The sequence below is a fragment of the Bifidobacterium pullorum subsp. gallinarum genome (genome assembly GCF_000741215.1).
GTDB lineage: Bacteria > Actinomycetota > Actinomycetes > Actinomycetales > Bifidobacteriaceae > Bifidobacterium > Bifidobacterium pullorum_B.
Window position 1 is genome coordinate 105,465 of the sequence record NZ_JGYX01000003.1, and the last position, 19,099, is coordinate 124,563.

Annotated in this window: 13 protein-coding genes, 1 tRNA gene and 1 pseudogene; 7 read left to right on the forward strand and 8 right to left on the reverse strand. The window is 65.5% G+C overall.

Annotated features, from left to right (window positions below):
• Nucleotides 1-17: 17 nt before the first annotated feature.
• The 5 genes from tuf to BIGA_RS04845 form a co-directional block, all read right to left on the reverse strand.
• A complete protein-coding gene (gene tuf, locus BIGA_RS04825; protein ID WP_033506453.1) occupies nucleotides 18-1,217 on the reverse strand; it encodes an elongation factor Tu in 1,200 nt (399 codons plus the stop codon).
• A gap of 173 nt (nucleotides 1,218-1,390) precedes the next feature.
• The gene (gene fusA, locus BIGA_RS04830; protein WP_033506451.1) at nucleotides 1,391-3,520 is read right to left on the reverse strand and encodes an elongation factor G; all 2,130 of its coding nucleotides are present in this window, start codon (nucleotides 3,518-3,520) and stop codon (nucleotides 1,391-1,393) included.
• A 32-nt stretch (nucleotides 3,521-3,552) separates the two neighbouring features.
• Nucleotides 3,553-4,023 (reverse strand): 30S ribosomal protein S7, encoded by a 471-nt coding sequence (gene rpsG, locus BIGA_RS04835; protein ID WP_003813834.1) that lies wholly within the window; start codon nucleotides 4,021-4,023, stop codon nucleotides 3,553-3,555.
• A 5-nt stretch (nucleotides 4,024-4,028) separates the two neighbouring features.
• Nucleotides 4,029-4,400, reverse strand: a complete 372-nt coding sequence (gene rpsL / locus BIGA_RS04840) for a 30S ribosomal protein S12 (RefSeq protein WP_003808601.1) — start codon at nucleotides 4,398-4,400, stop codon at nucleotides 4,029-4,031.
• Nucleotides 4,401-4,707: 307 nt separating this feature from the next.
• A tRNA-His gene (locus tag BIGA_RS04845) sits at nucleotides 4,708-4,783 on the reverse strand.
• 753 nt (nucleotides 4,784-5,536) lie between these two features.
• Between BIGA_RS04845 and BIGA_RS04850 the strand changes: the two genes are divergently transcribed.
• Nucleotides 5,537-6,562, forward strand: coding sequence for a threonine aldolase family protein (locus tag BIGA_RS04850; RefSeq protein ID WP_033506448.1), 1,026 nt, complete (start codon nucleotides 5,537-5,539; stop codon nucleotides 6,560-6,562).
• Nucleotides 6,563-6,636: 74 nt separating this feature from the next.
• On the opposite strand, the gene BIGA_RS04855 is transcribed toward BIGA_RS04850, so the two are convergent.
• Complete coding sequence (locus BIGA_RS04855) at nucleotides 6,637-7,815, reverse strand: glycosyltransferase (protein WP_033506447.1); 1,179 nt, start codon at nucleotides 7,813-7,815, stop codon at nucleotides 6,637-6,639.
• 65 nt (nucleotides 7,816-7,880) lie between these two features.
• Here BIGA_RS04855 and purT point away from each other — a divergent pair, with 65 nt between their 5' ends.
• From purT to BIGA_RS04885, 6 genes and pseudogenes are all read left to right on the forward strand, one after another.
• On the forward strand, nucleotides 7,881-9,200 hold the full coding sequence (gene purT / locus BIGA_RS04860) for a formate-dependent phosphoribosylglycinamide formyltransferase (RefSeq protein ID WP_033506444.1): 1,320 nt from the start codon (nucleotides 7,881-7,883) through the stop codon (nucleotides 9,198-9,200).
• A 185-nt stretch (nucleotides 9,201-9,385) separates the two neighbouring features.
• On the forward strand, nucleotides 9,386-10,138 hold the full coding sequence (gene purC / locus BIGA_RS04865; RefSeq protein ID WP_033506442.1) for a phosphoribosylaminoimidazolesuccinocarboxamide synthase: 753 nt from the start codon (nucleotides 9,386-9,388) through the stop codon (nucleotides 10,136-10,138).
• Nucleotides 10,139-10,200: 62 nt separating this feature from the next.
• Complete coding sequence (locus BIGA_RS04870; protein WP_033506439.1) at nucleotides 10,201-13,935, forward strand: phosphoribosylformylglycinamidine synthase; 3,735 nt, start codon at nucleotides 10,201-10,203, stop codon at nucleotides 13,933-13,935.
• Nucleotides 13,936-14,142: 207 nt separating this feature from the next.
• Nucleotides 14,143-14,451, forward strand: a complete 309-nt coding sequence (locus tag BIGA_RS04875) for a FeoA family protein (RefSeq protein WP_237744059.1) — start codon at nucleotides 14,143-14,145, stop codon at nucleotides 14,449-14,451.
• Between the two features lie 8 nt (nucleotides 14,452-14,459).
• Nucleotides 14,460-16,590, forward strand: a pseudogene (feoB, locus tag BIGA_RS04880) (ferrous iron transport protein B).
• Complete coding sequence (locus BIGA_RS04885) at nucleotides 16,584-17,042, forward strand: hypothetical protein (RefSeq protein WP_152595975.1); 459 nt, start codon at nucleotides 16,584-16,586, stop codon at nucleotides 17,040-17,042. The pseudogene feoB and the gene BIGA_RS04885 overlap by 7 nt, the downstream one beginning before the upstream one ends.
• 9 nt (nucleotides 17,043-17,051) lie before the next feature.
• On the opposite strand, the gene BIGA_RS04890 is transcribed toward BIGA_RS04885, so the two are convergent.
• Entirely contained in the window at nucleotides 17,052-17,282 is a 231-nt protein-coding gene (locus BIGA_RS04890; RefSeq protein ID WP_033506437.1) for a hypothetical protein, read from the reverse strand.
• Between the two features lie 12 nt (nucleotides 17,283-17,294).
• The gene (locus BIGA_RS04895) at nucleotides 17,295-18,935 is read right to left on the reverse strand and encodes a Y-family DNA polymerase (protein WP_033506435.1); all 1,641 of its coding nucleotides are present in this window, start codon (nucleotides 18,933-18,935) and stop codon (nucleotides 17,295-17,297) included.
• Nucleotides 18,936-19,099 lie beyond the last annotated feature (164 nt).

Sequence of the window (19,099 nt, forward strand, 5' to 3'; positions counted from 1 at the left end):
TCATCGACTGATCGGAATCAGGCGAGGATCTTGGTGACACGGCCCGAGCCGACGGTGTGGCCACCCTCACGCACGGCGAAGGTCAGGCCCTCCTCCATAGCGATCGGCTGGATCAGCTCGACGGTGAAGGTCGCGTGATCGCCCGGCTGGACCATCTCGACGCCTTCCGGCAGCTCGATGACGCCGGTGACGTCGGTGGTGCGGAAGTAGAACTGCGGACGGTAGTTCGAGAAGAACGGCGAGTGACGGCCGCCCTCGTCCTTGGTCAGGACGTAGACCTCGGACTCGAACTTGGTGTGCGGGGTCACCGAACCCGGCTTGGCCACAACCTGGCCACGCTCGACGTCGGTACGGTTGATGCCGCGCAGCAGCAGACCGGTGTTGTCGCCAGCCTCGCACTCATCCATCTGCTTGTGGAAGGTCTCGATGGAGGTGACGGTGGTGGACTGGGTCGGGCGGATGCCGACGATCTCGACCGGGGTGTTGATCGGGAGCTTACCACGCTCGACACGGCCGGTCACCACGGTGCCACGGCCGGAGATGGTGAAGACGTCCTCGATCGGCATCAGGAACGGCTTGTCCAGATCGTGGACCGGGGTCGGGATGTACTCGTCGACAGCCTTCATGAGCTCCTTGACGGCCTCGACCCACTTCTCGTGGTCCGGAGCGTCGTCGTGCAGAGCGCCGTAGGCGGACACGTGGATGACCGGGCAGTCGCGATCGAAGCCGTTCTCGTCGAGCAGGTCACGGACCTCTTCCTCAACGAGCTCGATGAGCTCCTCGTCCTCGACCATGTCGCACTTGTTCAGGGCGACCAGGATCTTCGGAACGCCGACCTGACGGGCGAGCAGCACGTGCTCGCGGGTCTGGGCCATCGGGCCGTCGGTGGCGGCCACAACGAGGATAGCGCCATCCATCTGGGCAGCGCCGGTGATCATGTTCTTCACGAAGTCGGCGTGGCCCGGGCAGTCCACATGAGCGTAGTGACGCTCAGCGGTCTGGTACTCGATGTGGGCGATGTTGATGGTGATACCACGCTGCTGCTCTTCCGGAGCGGCGTCGATCTGGTTGAAGTCGTAGGCCGGGTTGACATCCGGGTACTCTTCGTGCAGCACCTTGGAGATGGCGGCGGTCAGGGTCGTCTTGCCGTGATCGACGTGGCCGATGGTGCCGATGTTAACGTGCGGCTTAGTACGCTCGTACTTTGCTTTTGCCATTGTGTGTTGTCCTCCTGGACGTCTCGTAGTACTCCCCGGGTTTGCGGCCCGAGGCACTCGCTACATTGTACTGGGTTGCTGGGTTGTGTGCCACTTTGGTGCCCCGAACCCAGTCAGCGCTACAAAATTCTAGCGCTGACTGGAGACAGAAGCGACCATTATGGCTGCGCGTGTCACTCGCCGCGCTGGGCCTTGATGATCTCGTCGGAGACGTTCTTCGGAACCTCGGCGTACGAGTCCATCTGCATGGTGAACATGGCGCGGCCCTGGGTCTTCGAACGCAGATCGCCGATGTAGCCGAACATCTCGGACAGCGGGACCTTGGCGTCGATGACCTTGACGCCGGTGGCGTCGGTCATGGACTGGATCTGGCCACGACGGGCGTTCAGATCGCCCATCACGTCGCCCATGTACTCCTCCGGGGTACGCACCTCGACGGCCATGATCGGCTCGAGGATGACCGGGTGGGCCTTCGGGGCCGCCTCCTTGAAGCACATGGAGCCGGCGATCTTGAAGGCCATTTCCGAGGAGTCGACGTCGTGGGTCTGGCCGTCGGTGACGGTGGCCTTGACGCCCACCACCGGGAAGCCGGCGAGGACGCCGGACTCCATGGCCTCCTGCACGCCCGCATCGATCGAAGGAATGAATTCCTTGGTGATGTGGCCGCCGGTGACCTCGTTGTGGAACTCGTAGGTCTCGCCGTTCTCGGTGTCGAGCGGCTCGAAGTTCATCAGGACCTTCGCGAACTGGCCGGAACCACCGGTCTGCTTCTTGTGCGTGTATTCCTGGTTCATGACGGCCTTGCGGATCGTCTCACGGTAGGCGACCTGCGGCTTGCCGACGTTGCACTCGACCTTGAACTCGCGGCGCAGACGATCGACGATGATGTCGAGCTGGAGCTCGCCCATGCCGGAGATCAGGGTCTGGCCGGACTCCTCGTCGGTCTTGACCTGGAAGGTCGGATCCTCGTCGGAGAGCTTGGCCAGGGCGATGCCCATCTTCTCCTGGTCGCCCTTGGTCTTCGGCTCCACGGCCACCTCGATGACCGGATCCGGGAAGGTCATGGACTCCAGGGAGATCGGGGCCTTCTCGTCGCACAGGGTGTCACCGGTGGAGACGTTCTTCAGGCCCACGAAGGTGTAGATGTTGCCTGCGGAGGCACCGTCGACCGGGTTCTCCTTGTCGGCGTGCATCTGGAAGATCTTGCCGACGCGTTCCTTCTTGCCCTTGGTGGAATCGAGCACGTTGTCGCCGGGCTTGACGGCGCCGGAGTACACGCGCACGAACACGAGCTTGCCGTAGAACGGGTGGGTCGAGATCTTGAAGACCAGAGCCGAGAACGGATCGGACACGACCGGCTTGCGGTCGATCTCGATGGACTCGTCCTTCGGGTCGAAGCCGACGATGGACGGCACGTCCTCCGGGCTCGGCAGGAAGTCGACCACGGCGTCCAGCATCGGCTGCACGCCCTTGTCCTTGAACGCGGAGCCGCACAGCACCGGGTAGGCCTCACGGGCCACGGTCAGCTTGCGGATGCCGGCGCGGATCTCGTCCTCGCTCAGCTCGCCGGACTCGAGGTACTTCTCAAGCAGCTCCTCGTCGGACTCGGCGACCATGTCCAGCAGCTCGGCGCGGTACTGCTCGGCCTTGTCCTGCAGGTCGGCCGGGATGTCCACGGTGTCGTAGTGGGCGCCCATGTCGTCCTTCACGTCGTTCCAGACGTAGGCCTTCATGCGGATCAGGTCCACGACGCCGACGAAGTCGTTCTCGGCGCCGATCGGCAGCTCGACGACCAGCGGGGTGGCGCCCAGCTTGTCCTTGATGGTCTGGACGGAGTAGTAGAAGTCAGCGCCCAGCTTGTCCATCTTGTTGATGAAGCAGATGCGCGGGACACCGTACTTGTCGGCCTGACGCCACACGGTCTCGGACTGCGGCTCCACGCCCTCCTTGCCGTCGAACACGGCGACGGCGCCGTCGAGGACGCGCAGCGAACGCTCGACCTCGGCGGTGAAGTCCACGTGGCCCGGGGTATCGATGATGTTGATCTGATACTTGTCCTCGGTGTCGTGGGTCTGACGGTTCCAGAAGCAGGTGGTGGCGGCGGACTGGATGGTGATGCCGCGCTCCTGCTCCTGCGCCATGAAGTCCATGGTCGAGGCGCCGTCATGGGTCTCGCCGATCTTGTAGTTCTTGCCGGTGTAGTACAGGATACGCTCGGTGGTGGTGGTCTTACCGGCATCGATGTGGGCCATGATGCCGATGTTGCGGACCTTGTTCAGGTCAGTGAGCACGTCTTGTGCCATGAGTGTTTTCCTTAGCTCTCGTTATCGAGTGATTACCAGCGGTAATGAGCGAACGCCTTGTTGGCCTCCGCCATCTTATGAGTATCCTCGCGGCGCTTGACAGAGGCGCCCAGGCCGTTGGAGGCGTCGAGGATCTCGTTGGCGAGACGCTCGGCCATGGTCTTCTCACGACGGGCACGGGAGAAGTCGGTCAGCCAGCGCAGCGACAGCGTGTTGGCGCGGGCCGGCTTGACCTCGACCGGCACCTGGTAGGTGGCGCCACCGACGCGGCGGGAACGCACCTCAAGGCTCGGACGGATGTTGTCCAGGGCGCGCTTCAAAACGGCGACCGGCTCCTGGTCGGTCTTCTCCTTGACCATATCGAGCGCGGAGTAGACGATGTCCTCGGCGATCGACTTCTTACCGTCCAGGAGGATCTTGTTGATGAGCTGGGCCACGACGGTCGAGCCGTAGATCGGATCGGGCAGCAGCTGATGCTTCTTGGCAGGTCCTTTACGCGACATATCTCTTACTTCGCCTTCTTTGCTCCATACAGGGAACGACCCTGCTTACGGTCCTTGACACCCTGGGTATCCAGCGCGCCACGCACGATGTGGTAGCGCACGCCCGGCAGATCCTTCACACGGCCGCCGCGCACGAGCACGATGGAGTGCTCCTGCAGGTTGTGGCCCTCACCGGGGATGTAGGCGGTGACTTCAACGCCCGAGCTCAGGCGCACACGAGCGACCTTACGCAGAGCCGAGTTCGGCTTCTTCGGGGTGGTGGTATACACACGGGTGCACACGCCGCGGCGCAGCGGGCTGCCCTTCAGGGCCAAAGTCTTCGACTTCTTCGGCTTGGCCTGGCGTCCCTTACGGACGAGCTGTTCAATCGTAGGCAACTGAATTCTCCGATTCGTTGGTTGTTCTTCATCTGTGGAGCCGCCACACTGCGCCCACACTTCCCTTGAATCGGAAAGACAGCCCAGTCCACCGGCCCGATGGCCCCTTGTCCTCCTGCCGCCGCATTACTGCGCGCATTCCCGCGGACTCGGGGATGTCCCGCCCGCCCACGCCTGTCACATAAGGCATGCCGGCGGCACACACAAATATCTAGGATAGCAGCACACCGGACAGCGCCCTGGCCTGCGTGTCGTGACCAGACCCGGATAGTGCTATGACAAAGGCCCCGCCGAAGCGGGGCCTTGCTGGGGTGGATAACGCGGCTCGAACGCGCGACCTGCTGAACCACAATCAGCTGCTCTACCGACTGAGCTATATCCACCATGTGTGTCATCCGGTCTCCCGGATTCGCACAACAGATGGATACTATACAGGATTTTCCCGACAACGCGAATTCGGCGCGTCGCGCCGGTCCCGCACGACGGGAAACGGGGTCGATCACCCAGCCGCGTACACCAGAAACGCACACCATCAACCAAGACATGTGCTGTTTCGTTCGCTGCAACCGTATGCAATGAGCGCTACGAAACATTGGGTTTTCGCGGCACGAACAGGGTGGACAATGTGCGTTTTGCCGGGTATACTGAAAGCGGAGGCCGGAGTTATGGTCGGATGGGAATCCATCAGGCGGTAACGAAGCACCGATTCCTTAAGGTTCGTGCAACGCCTCCAATAACGCAACAGGCAGTGCCGGCGGACACGATGGAGATGGACGAGCAGGCAAGGTGACAGCAACGGCAAGGTGGCCGGAACGTCTGCCGGATGATGTGGATGGATAGTGGTATCGAGTGATGGTATTGGTTCCGCGCAGGGCGGCGCGGCAGAACTGAAGATGATGACCTCCTTTCGCGGTGAGGGCCCGGATCCCAAGGCAGGGACCCGGGCCCTCACCGTATATGCCGGGCGCATCGGAGGTCATAGACCGGCTTGAGTCAGGGAATATAGACCGGCACATAGGCCAGAGTCATAGGCACAGATCGTGCATCCGGAGTCGGCCGCCCTATTGGCGCTCGGTGGCGATACACTGCACCTCGGTACCGCTTCCACCCACCGTTCAATCGACAAGGAGTCGACCATGCTGTCCTTCGAAAACGACTACTGCTGCGGCGCGCACCCCTCCATCCTGGAGCGCCTCGCCGCCACCAACGCCACCCAGCATCCCGGATACGGTTCCGACGACGTCTGCGCCGCCGCCGCGGAGAAGATCCGCCGAGCCTGCGCCAGCCCCGAGGCCGACGTACGGTTCCTGGTCGGCGGCACCCAGACCAACCAGACCGTCATCGACGCCATCACCCCGCCCTACGCCGGCGTGGTGGCTGCGGACACCGGCCACGTCAACGTGCATGAGGCCGGCGCCATCGAGGCCACCAGACACAAGGTGCTCACGCTTCCCCACCACAACGGCAAGATCGACGCGGCTGAGCTGCGCGACTACTGCACCACGTTCTATGCGGACGGCAACTATGAGCATATGGTCTTCCCCGGCACCGTCTACATCTCCCACCCCACGGAATACGGCACGCTGTATACGCTAAACGAGCTGGAGGCGCTGCGCGCGGTCTGCGACCGCTTCGGCATGAAGCTGTTCCTCGACGGCGCGCGTCTCGGCTACGGCCTGACCGCCGATGGCACCGATGTCACGCTGCAGGACATCGGCCGCCTGACCGACGTCTTCTACATCGGCGGCACCAAGGTCGGCGCGCTGTTCGGCGAGGCCGTGGTCTTCCCGAAGAACGATGCGCCGGCGCATTTCCTGACCCTGATCAAGCAGCACGGCGCGCTGCTGGCCAAGGGCTGGCTGCTCGGCCTGCAGTTCGACACGCTGTTCGAGAACGACCGCTACATGACCATCGCCCGCCATGCCAACGAGGCCGCCGCCCGCATCCGCACGGTGCTGCGCGAGCGCGGTTACACGCTGACGATGGAGACGCCGACCAACCAGATCTTCATCACCATGGACAACGAGACGATCGCCCGTCTGCAGGAACACGTTCGCCTCGGCTTCATGGAGAAGGCCGACGACACGCACACGGTGATGCGCATCTGCACCGCCTGGTCCACCACCGACGAGCAGGTCGACGAGCTGATCGCCCTGCTGTGACGCTGCCATGACTCCGCCGTGGCACCGCCGAACGGTGCACGGGCACTGGGCCGGTGACGGATCCGTCGCCGGCCCTACGCGTTCCGTGCCCCGGAACGTCCGGCGATGACCTCGCGCTCCATCGCCACGAACCGGCGGACGCTCGCCTCCACCGAATAATGCGTCCTGGTGTGTTCGGCGTACCGCGCACCCCATGCGGACAGCTCGTCCGGGTGATCGATCCACCAGTCGATGCGCTGGGCGAGCGCCGCCACATCCCCCACCGGGAACAGCGACTCGTCCAACAGCGAGAACTGTCCGGCCGCGCTCAGACGCGACGCGGCGATCACCGGCACCAGGCCGCTGGCCATGCCCTCGATCACGCTCACCGATTCCAGGTCGGCGATGGACGGGTGCACGAACAGGTCGCCGGACCGCAGCAGCTCCGGCATCTCGGTATTGCGGTGGAAGCCGATCTCCACCTGTCCCGGCAGCAGACGATCCGCCGTCCGCTGCAGTCGCCTCTTCAACGGTCCGGTGCCGGCGATCGTCAGCCGGATGGAGGAGGCGTGCCGGCACATCGCCGCCGCACGGATCAGCGTGATCTGGTCCTTCTCATTGCTCAGTCGGCCCGAGGCCACGATATGGAACGGCGTCGGCGCCGGAACGCCGCCGGCACGCTGAGACTTGGGCGTGAACCGCGGCTCGTAGCCGTTCGAGATCACCGTGATCGGGGTCTTGTACCCATGCGAGCGCAGCAGGCTCGCACCGAGTTCCGTGGGTACGTGGATGCGGTCGACCTTGGAGAACAGCCACCAGTCGAACAGACGGTAGATGATCGCGTCGATGCCGGGCACATGCTTGAGCGGCCCGGCGGAGTAGGTGATGTTCTCGGGCTGCACGTGGTACCCGGCGGTGACGGGGATGCCCATCTGCCGGGCCATCCGGCAGGCGTGCTGGCAGAACCGGAACGGCGTGTACAGGTGTACCACGTCCACGCCGAGGAACGCGGCACGGAACAGGGTGTCGCTCGGTTCGGCGAACTGCATCTGCTGCTTCTTGGCCACCCAGCTGACCAACGGCACATGATTGACCCGCGCGGGGAAGTCGGGGGCGCCGATGCCCACCAGACGGACGCGATGCCCCTGCCGTTCGAGTTCATCGGCCCATTGCAACGCCGAATTCGACGTGCCGTTGCCGCGGTTGCCTGAGGTGTCAACCACCATGGCGATGGTCAGCGGCCGTTCGCCGTCCCCATACCTTTGCTCGTTCATCCCCTCATTCTATCGCCGCGCGCCGCTACCGCCGCAACATCGCCGGACGATGGCAGAATGTGAGTATGACGCACAACACGATCGACCAATCCGCCAACCAGTCCACCGCCGCCGTTCCCGTTCCCAACGCCGGGAATGGGACGGACCATCCGCTTGGCACGCCGCTGGGCAGCCGCGCCACCCGCGTGCTGTTCCTAGGCGCCGGCGAGTTGGGCAAGGAGGTGGTGATCGAGCTGATGCGGCTCGGCGCGTGGGTGTGCGCCGCCGACTCGTACGCCGGCGCCCCCGCCCAGCAGGTGGCGCATGAGGCGCGCGTGCTGGATATGGCCGACGCCGCGCAGCTGCGCGTGTTGTTCGACGAGGTGCGCCCCGACATCATCGTGCCGGAGGTGGAGGCCATCGCCACCGGCGAGCTGGCCGAGGCCGCGGCCGCGGGGATGCAGGTGGTGCCGAGCGCCGAAATTGCGGCGATCTGCATGGACCGCGAACGGCTGCGGGTGATTGCCCATGAGGAGCTGGGGCTGCCGACCACGCCGTACCGTTTTGCCGGCACATTGGAGGAGCTGCGCGCCGGCGCCGAGGCCGTGGGGTATCCGTGCGTGGTCAAGCCGGTGATGAGCTCGTCCGGACACGGCCAGTCGGTGGTGCGATCCGCCGACGGCATCGACGCGGCGTGGGTGGAGGCGCAGACCGGACGCCGCGCCGCGGGCGAGGGCGACGTCTCACGCGTGATCGTGGAGGCGCTGGCCCCGTTGGATTACGAGCTGACCGTGCTGACCGTGAGCTCGTCCGCAGGCATTGTGACCTGCGCGCCGATCGGACAGCGCCAGGAAAGCGGCGACTACCGCGAGTCCTGGCAGCCGGCGGCCACCGATGCCGCGGTGCTGGAGCAGGCCCGCCGCATCGCGCGGACCGCCGTCGAAGGGCTGGTCGGCAAGGCCCAAGCGACAGGCGAGCACGGATGGGGCGTGTTCGGCGTGGAGCTGTTCGTGCTGACCGACGGTTCGGTGCTGTTCAATGAGGTCTCCCCGCGCCCGCACGATACGGGCATGGTGACGATGGCCTCGCAGCGGCTGAGCGAGTTCGCATTGCATGCGCGCGCGATCCTGGGCATGCCGGTGACCGAAGCGCATGCGGCACTCTCGATTCCGCAGGGGGCGGCCGCGGCCAGCCATGCGATCGTGGTCGAGGGCGAGGGCGAAGCCGTGTTCTCGAACACGGCCGAGGCACTGGCGGAGCCGAACACCGACCTGCGCATCTTCGCCAAGCCCGAGGTGCATGGACACCGGCGCATGGCGGTGGCGCTGGCGATCGGTTCGAACGCCGACGACGCGCGCGCACGGGCCGGACATGTGGCCGATACGCTGCGCGTGGACGTGCGCTGAATCTTCTGAATTGATTTCCGGACCGTGACGCATCCCGGTTGTGGATGTGTCACGGTCCGTGGCATCGATGCGGGAGTGCGGCATGTCCTGAGCCGTGTCGGATGTAGTCGGCGCTTGGTAGCCTGTACCTCGTACCATTCACCCTTGATATCCCGCGATTTGTCGCGGTTTGCGAAAGGTAGACCATGGAGAAGCTGGAGAAGCTCTACGAGGGCAAGGCCAAGAAACTGTATGCCACGGATGACCCGGACGTGCTCTGGGTCGAGTACATGAACCAGGCCACTGCGGGCAACGGCGAGAAGAAGGCCCAGATCGAAGGCAAGGGCTCGCTGAACAACCGCATCACCTCCGTGATCTTCGACCTGCTCAAGGCCCGTGGTGTGGACAGCCACTTCGTGCGCCGCATCTCCGAAACCGAGCAGCTGGTCAAGAAGATGGACATGTATCCGTTGGAGATCATCATGCGCAACACGGCCGCCGGCTCCTTCGCGAAGCGCTACGGCGTCGAGGAGGGCACCGAGCTGAAGAAGCCGATCCTGGAGTTCTGCCTGAAGTCCGATGCGTTAGGCGACCCATTCATCAACGAGGACGGCATCGTGGCCCTCGGCCTGGCCGATGAGGATGAGATCGCGGAGATCTCCCGTCAGGCCCGCGCCGTCAACGCCGCCCTGCTGGACATCTTCGCCAAGATCGACGTCAAACTCGTCGATTTCAAGATCGAGGAGGGCAAGACCTCGGACGGCGCGATCCTGCTCGCCGACGAGATCACCCCCGACACCTGCCGCCTGTGGGACCAGAAGGATCACAGCGGCAAGATCGAGCATCTGGACAAGGACCTGTTCCGCCGGGATCTGGGCAATATCATCCCCGCGTATGAGGAGATCTACGACCGTCTGATGGCCCTGGCCGCCACCGAGGGCGTCGATTCCGCCGAGTGACATCCGCAAGGCCCGCATTCGCAAGGATGCGGGCCGTATTGACTATCAAGGAGCAACCAATCGTGGTTTTTCGCGTATATGTGGAGAAGAAGCCCGGATTCGACGTCGAGGCGCAGCAGCTGTGCGGCGAGTTGAGGACCATCCTGGGCGTCGAGGCGCTGGAGGGCGTGCGCATCGTCAACCGGTATGACGTGGAGGGCATCAGCCAGGAGCTGTTCGACCAGGCCACGCCCACCGTCTTCAGCGAGCCCCAGGTCGACACGGTGAGCGCCGATCTGCCGGACTTCGGCGGTGCCGCCGTGTTCGCCGTCGAATACCTGCCCGGCCAGTTCGACCAGCGCGCCGATTCGGCCAGCGAATGCATCCAGCTCATCAGCCAGGGCGAACGCCCGACCGTGCGTTCCGCCAAGGTGTATGCCCTCTCCGGGGCGCTGAACGACGCCGACATCGAGGCCGTCAAGCACTACGTCATCAACCCGGTCGAGGCGCGCGAGGCATCGTTGGAGACGAAGACCACGCTGAGGATGGAAGTCGCCCAGCCGGGCAAGGTGGAGGTCATCGCCGGCTTCAATGATCTGGACGACGCAGGCCTGCAGGCGTTCATCGATGAACGCGGCCTGGCGATGGATCTGGCCGACGCCCGATTCTGCCAGCAGTATTTCCGCGGTGAGCGCCGCAACCCGACGATCACCGAAATCAAGGTCATCGACACCTACTGGTCGGACCATTGCCGCCACACGACCTTCGGCACCCGCCTGGAGCATATCGAGATCGATGACGCCGTGGTCAAGGCGGCCTTCGACCGGTATCTGGCCATGCGCCGTGAGCTGGGGCGCGACGAGCGCCCGGTCACGCTGATGGACATGGGCACGATCGGCGCCAAGTGGCTCAAGTCCAACGGCATCCTGAAGAATCTGGACGAATCCGACGAGATCAACGCCTGCACGGTGAAGGTCAAGGTGGACGTGGACGGCGAGATGCAGGACTGGCTGTTCCTGTTCAAGAACGAGACCCACAACCACCCCACCGAGATCGAACCGTTCGGCGGTGCGGCCACCTGCATCGGCGGCTGCATCCGCGACCCGCTGTCGGGCCGCTCCTACGTGTACCAGGCGATGCGCGTGACCGGCGCGGCCGACCCCACCGTGCCCGTCTCGCAGACGCTGGAGGGCAAGCTCCCCCAGCGCAAGCTCGTCACCACGGCCGCGGCCGGCTATTCGTCCTACGGCAACCAGATCGGCCTGGCCACCGGCCAGGTGGACGAGATCTACCACCCCGGCTACGTGGCCAAGCGCATGGAGGTCGGCGCCGTGGTGGGCGCCACCCCGGCCGACCATGTCCGCCGCGAGGAGCCCGCCCCCGGCGACAAGATCATCCTGCTCGGCGGCCGCACCGGCCGTGACGGCATCGGCGGCGCCACCGGCGCCTCCAAGTCGCAGAATGTGGAGAGCCTGGAGGATTGCGGCGCCGAGGTGCAGAAGGGCAACGCCCCGATCGAGCGCAAGCTGCAGCGTCTGTTCCGCCGCGGCGACGCCTGCCGTCTGATCAAGCGCTGCAACGACTTCGGCGCCGGCGGCGTGTCCGTGGCCACCGGTGAGATCGCCGACGGCCTGGACATCGATCTGAACACCGTGCCCAAGAAGTACGAGGGCCTGGACGGCACCGAGCTGGCGATCTCCGAATCCCAGGAGCGCATGGCCGTGGCCATCGCCGCCGAGGATGTGGACGAATTCCTGGGCTACGCCCGTGAGGAGAACCTGGAGGCCACCGTCATCGCCACCGTCACCGAGGAGAAGACCCTCAAGATGACCTGGAACGGCGACGTGATCGTGAGCCTGTCCCGCGAGTTCCTCAACTCGAACGGCGCGCCCAAGCATATGGACGTGCATGTGGAGTCCGGGGCCGGCTACACCAGCCCGTGGATGTCCGGCTCGCTGGCGGAGCGCATGCACACGCTGGTCACCGACATCAACGTGGCCTCGAACAAGGGCCTGTCCGAGCGTTTCGACTCCACGATCGGCGCGGCGACCGTGCTAATGCCGTTCGGCGGCCGCAGGCAGCTGACCCCGAATATGGCGATGGTCGCCAAGTTCCCGGTGTTCGGCGAGACCACCACCGCCTCCGCGATGGCCTGGGGTTTCAACCCGTACATCTCCGAGAGGAACCAGTTCACCGGCGCGTATCTGTCGGTTGTCGAATCGCTCTCCAAGCTGGTGGCCGCCGGTTTCGAGCATGAGAAGGCGTACCTGAGCTTCCAAGAGTATTTCGGCAAGCTCAAGGATGATCCGACCCGCTGGGGCAAGCCGGTGGCCTCGGTGCTCGGCGCGCTGATGGCGCAGGCCGACCTGGGCGTCGGCGCGATCGGAGGCAAGGATTCGATGAGCGGCAGCTTCGAGGATCTCGACGTGCCGCCGACGCTGATCTCCTTCGCCGTGGCGGTGGGCGACATGCGCCACGCCACCTCCCCCGAGTTCAAGAAGGCCGGCCACCGCATCGTGCGCATCGCGCCGCGCTATCTGGACGACGGCCTGACCCCGGACAAGGACGGTCTGCTGGCCGCGATGACGATGGTCGAATACCTCGTCGACTTCCATGACGCGGTCGCCGTCTCCACGCCGGGCTACGGCGCGACGGCCGAGGCGCTGTTCAAGATGACGCTCGGCAACGGCATCGGTGTGAGGCTCGATCCGTCGATCGCGATCGACGACCTGTTCACCCCGGCCTATGGCTCGTTCCTCGTCGAACTCGACGACTACGCCGAACTGCCCAAGGTCACGAACCTGGTGGAGGTCGGTCAGATCGGCGTGACCTGCGAGGATTACGTGTTCGAGGCCTGCGGCGAGACGTTGAACCTGAACGACCTGCAGGACGCGTGGGAGGGCGGCATCGAGTCCGTGTTCCCGTACCGCAGCAAGGACGACGCGGCCAAGGCCCCGGTCGAGACCGTGTCGTTCGAGGCGGCGAAGAAGACCGTGTACACAGGTGCGCCGGTGGCCAAGCCGCATGTCATCATCCCGGTGTTCCCCGGCAACAACTGCGAGTACGATTCCGCCGCCGCCTTCGAGCGTGCGGGCGCGGATGTGACGACGCTGGTCATCAACAACCTGACGCCGGCGGCCGTGGCCGAATCGACGCAGGCGCTGGTCGATGAGATCCGCAGGAGCCAGATCGTCATGATTCCGGGCGGCTTCTCGGGCGGCGACGAACCGGACGGTTCCGCCAAGTTCATCACCGCGTTCTTCCGCGCCCCGGCCGTCACCGAGGCGGTGCGCGATCTGCTCAAGAACCGCGACGGTCTGATGCTGGGCATCTGCAACGGTTTCCAGGCGCTCATCAAGCTGGGTCTGGTGCCGTTCGGCGACATCGTGCCGATGACCGCGGACTGCCCGACGCTGACGTTCAACACGATCGGCCGTCACCAGAGCCGTCTGGTGCGCACCCGCGTGGCCTCGAACCTTTCGCCGTGGCTGGCCAAGACCGCGGTCGGCGATGTGCACACGGTGGCCATCTCCCACGGCGAGGGCCGTTTCGTGGCCTCCGATGAGGTGCTGGCGCAGCTCAAGGCCAACGGCCAGATCGCCACGCAGTACGTGGATGAGTCCGGCGTGCCGTCGATGGACCTGGGCGCGAACCCGAACGGCTCGCTGCTGGCCATTGAGGGCATCACCAGCCCGGATGGCCGCGTGTTCGGCAAGATGGGCCATTCGGAGCGCTCCGGCAACGGCCTGTACGTCAATGTGCCGGGCAACAAGTACCAGCCGATCTTCGAGGCCGGCGTGGAGTACTTCACCGCTTGATCTCGGTCAACCGGTCATATGGAGGGGCGGACGCTGACGGCGTCCGCCCCTCCATTCATATTCCGGGTGCCGCAGTACCCCTCCTCCGTGTCCGTGTCGTCATCCCCATGTCGTCGTCGCCCCGCGACAACACGCCGGGCAGGATACCAGAAATCAACGGAAATACAAGTCTTGTTTTTCGGTCATGCCGCTCATATGTTGGGAGGCATGACCGTTATGGACACCACACCGCCGGCCGGCCCCGGCACCGCGACCCCAACACGCGGCCCACGCACGCTGGCCGGCTGCCGGGCAGGCGACACCGTCATCGTGGACGGCATCGACCTGGATGAACGGCATCGTTTCCGGTTGATGGAACTGGGGTTGCGCGCCGGTGTCGTCATACGGGTCGTGCAGCGCAGCGGCTTCGGTGGCCGCGTCGTGGCGCGGGGTCCCGAGCGCATCGCGCTGGACGGCGGCACCGCACGCGCCATCCGCGTGAGAATATCCGACGACACCGAGGAGACGACGCGATGACCGCACCCATGAACGGCCTTCCGCCTCACACGGCCGAACACGGCGATCATGCCCACCGGCGCGGGTTCGGCGCACTGTTCGCCGGCCGCGGCGACCAGACCGTGCGCTTCGACCGACGGGATACGGACCGCATGAGCGTTGTCGGGCGCGATGGCGGTGCACGCACGGAGGCCACGGACGGCGAGCACGAAGCGGATGCGCTGCGGCATGTCGTGTTCGTCGGCAATCCGAATGTCGGCAAATCCTCGCTGTTCAACACGCTGCTGGGCGCCCGCACGAAGGTGATGAACGCCCCGGGCACCACCGTGCTGCTGGAGACCGGACGGCTGCATTATCGGGGTCCGGATGGCAACGGTCCCGCCGAGGTCTGGGACTGCACCGACACGCCCGGCACCTATTCGCTGCTGCCGCTGAGCCCCGATGAGAAGGTGGCCGCGGACGCGGTGATGGGTGCCGAGGGGCTGCCCCGTCCCGATCTGGTCGTCGCCGTGCTCGATGCGACGAACATCGCCCGCTCCCTGTACTTTCTGGCCATGGTGGTCGAGCTGGGGGCGCCCACCGTCGTCGCGCTGACGATGAATGACCTGGCCGAAGCCCAGGGTTGCGGCGTCGATGCCGAACGGTTGTCCGCACTGTTGGACGGGTTGCCGGTGGTCGCGGTCGACGGTCGCACCGGCGCGGGGACCGACCGGCTGGTCCGGGCGATCGCCGACGGGTTTCGGGGCACACCGGTGCCCGAGGGGTTGCATCCGCTCACCGGCACGGCGAATGTGCGTGCATGGGTCGAGGATCATGCCGATGCGCGCTTCGATTGGGCGGCGCGTATCATTCGCGGCCTTGACCTGCAGATGCGGGACCGCGTCACCCTGTCCGACCGGATCGACCGCGTGCTGCTGCATCCGGTGTTGGGCATCGTCATGTTCCTGGCGGTCATGTATCTGGTGTTCCAGGCCACCACCACGCTGGCCGGTCCGATGCAGGACTGGTTCGACGTCACCGTGCGCGGCTGGCTCGCCGCCATGGTCGATACCGTCTTCTCATGGTTCGGTCCGGCGGCGTCCACGGGCTGGGCGCATGCGCTTGTCGTCGACGGCGTGCTGGACGGCGTGGTGACCGTACTCACGTTCATCCCGCCGATGGGCATCATGTTCCTACTGCTGTCACTGTTGGAGGATTCGGGGTATCTGGCGCGCGCGGCGTTCGTGATGGACCGCGCGATGCGGACGATCGGTCTGGACGGCCGCGCGTTCCTGCCGATTATCGTAGGGTTCGGCTGCAATCTGCCGGCGCTGGCGGCCACCAGGACGCTGCCCGATTCCCGGCAGCGTGTGCTGACCGGCATGCTGATCCCGTTCTCCTCCTGCTCGGCGCGTCTGTCGGTGTATCTGGTGCTCGCCTACGCCTTCTTCCGCGGCCATGCCGGATCGGTGGTGTTCCTCATGTACGTGCTGTCGGTTGCGGTGATCCTGCTGGCCGGCCTGCTGCTGCGGCATACAAAGTTCCGTGGTCTGAAGCCCGAACCGTTCGCGATGAGCCTGCCGCCATACCAATGCCCGCGGCTGGTCATGCTGATCCGTTCGGTGCTGGGGCGGCTGTGGGGCTTCGTGCGCGGGGCCAGTTCGGTTATCGTGACGATGATCGTGGCGCTGTGGGTGTTGCAGGGCATCCCGGCGACGCCCGGAGCCGGGTCGTTCGGCCAAGTCGAGGACGTGCACGATTCGGTGTACGGCGTGGTGGCCGACGCGGTCGCTCCGGTGTTCACGCCGGCGGGATTCGGCGACTGGCATGCCTCGGCCGCGCTGATCACCGGATTCGTGGCCAAGGAGGTTGTGGTCGGCTCGATGTCGCAGTCGTACAACGTCGCCGGCGGGGATGACGCAACGGAACAGCGGCAGGGCGAGGGGACGCTGGGCGCACGGCTGCGCGAATCCTTCGACGCCTCCTCCGGCGGGCATGGCAGGGCGGCCGCGGCGGCGTTCCTGCTGTTCGTACTCGCCTATACGCCGTGTCTGGCGACGGTGGCCGAACTGAAACGCCAGTATGGGTTCCGGACGATGCTGCAGACGGTGGGGGTTGAGCCTGACCGTGGCCTATGTGCTCGCCGTCGCCACCTTTCAGCTGCTGAGGCTCGTATGGTAAGCGCGCAATCAAGCCGATGGCGGCGTGCCGGCGGTTCCGGCACCATGCCGCCCGACCGTAGGCATGCGGATGGCGATGCCGATGCCGTCACGCAGGTGATCGCCGATCTGGAATCCGGCATGACGCTTGAGGCGTGCGCCCGGCACCGCGGGCTGCCCCGCGGATTCGTGGCGATGATCGCCGACCACGCGCGCAGGACCGGCAGACTGCAGGTGATGGATCTGTCCCCGCGCGCCGCCTGCGGCGAGGCCTGGTGCAACCCCGACCCCGGTTCGCTGATCTGCGCCGGTTGCCCGCTATTGCCACGGCATAAACCCACCCCGCAAAAGCGGGACCTCGACCGGGACCAAGCTGCTGGATTGCCGCACGCACTGCGGGATGGGCTCCGCGTCGGCGGCACGGGCTCGCCGCATGGCGGATTGCTCGCCCGTCTCCGCAGCCGCCGCGGCTGAATCCACGGCTCAGGCCGGCACCCAGCCTTCGGCCAGACCGTCGACCGGGGTGTCGGCCAATGCCATGTCATGGTCATTGCTGCGGGCGGTCTCCGCAACGACCTGGTCGTAGCCGGCCACCGCGGCGAACGGCATGAACTGGGCGGCCCGATTGTGTCGTGACATCGGCGGATGCCGCCGCGAGACGTGATGCGGCAGGTTGATGATGTCGTCATACCGGTGTGTGGTTTCAAGCGCCATGGCGTCCTCCGTTCATGCGGCGTGCCCTCCGATCTGCCGGTTGCGCTGTTGTCCGGTGGCACCGGGCTCCATGTTCATGGCCTTGATGACGGCGTTTCTGCCGAATTTGCGCTTGACGTCCAGCAGCGTCTGTTGGATGTCTCGTTCACGGGTCACCGCCGATTCCCCCGCATTGCCAGGCTGTCCGCCGGAATCGTCCGTGCCCCGCCGCACCCCGTCGTTCCGATGATCGCCGACCTGGCCCACGGCAACGGCGTCCTGCGGTTCCCCATCCGCAGCCAGCGCGGAGAACAAGTCGGGTTGTTCATACCCAACATCCCCCGTCCTCGATTCCTCCGCCGGATGCAGATCGTCAGCGACCACGGTGATCCGACGCACCATCAGCGAGGGATCGACCAGCCGGTTGAACAGCTCCGTCATCGCCTCACGCAGCCGGCTCGCCGAATCCGTCCGCTTCCCCAACGGTATGGAGCCGTTCGCGGGTTTGGGGACCGTGCGTCCGTATCGGTCCTTCTTCACCGGTCCGGCGTATGCATGCGTTCCCCCGCTCTTACCCGATGGCGAGCATTTCAGTTTGGACGGGTCCACATTGCCGATGTCATACCCCACGGCCAACCCCACGCGGCCGGCCAGCACCCCTTGGGCGGTCAGGTCCAGGGCCAGTGTGTCGGCCATCTCCTTGGCGATCAGCCGTGCCGTGGCGAAATCGGCCGGCCCCTGCAGCACCTGGCCGGAGCTGATGCTGTGGCCTTCCGGCCGGTACGCCTTGATGTCGGCGATCGTGCACGGCTCCCACCCCCAGGCGTGGTCGATGAGCAGTTCGGCGTTGACCCCAAACATCCGATAGAGCAGGTCCTCGTTGTAATAGTCGGAGGCGGAGCCGAGCGAGCAACGGGCGATATCCCCCATGGTCAGCAGCCCCTGCGCCTCCAGCTTCCTGGCATACCCGTGTCCGATCCGCCAGAAATCGGTCAACGGGCGGTGATCCCACAACAGCCGCCGATAGGACATCTCATCCAACTCGGCCACACGCACGCCGTCGGCGTCGGCGGGGATGTGCTTGGCCACGATGTCCATCGCCACCTTGGCCAGATACAGATTGGTGCCGATGCCGGCTGTGGCCGTGATGCCGGTGGCGGCCGCGACGTCGCGCACAATCGCGGCGGCCATCTGCCGCGGGGTCATGCCACGCGCGCGTAGATACCGCGTGGCGTCGATGAACACCTCATCGATCGAATACACATGGATGTCCTCGGCGGCCGCATACCGCAGATACACACGGTAGACATCACCGCTGCACCGCAGATAGTGCGACATACGCGGCTTGGCGATGACCATCCCGACCGCACGTTCCGGATGGTCGGCCAGCTCGGCCGCATCGAACGACTCCCCCACCAGACGCCGGCCCGGCGCCCGCAGACGGCGCTCTTCGTTGACCGCCCGCAACCGTTCACGCACTTCGAACAGCCGGCACCGCCCCGGCAGCCCATACGCCTTCAGCGACGGGGAGACGGCCAGGCAGATCGTCTTGTCCGTGCGCGACTCGTCGGCCACGACCAGATGCGTGGACAGCGGGTCGAGCCCGCGTTCGACGCATTCCTCGGAGGCGTAGAACGACTTGAGGTCGATCGCGATGCATGTGCGTTCCGCCATCACGCCTCCTTCCGCCGTACCGATGCGTGTCCCGCGGCGGCGCCCTACCGCCCGCCGTACCGTCCAGCATAGCAGATAATTCGAACATTTGTACGAACGTCTGCCGACGCATCCCGACCCCATGCGAACGCGGCGTGTACGCCGGGTGAACTTCCGGAACCGCG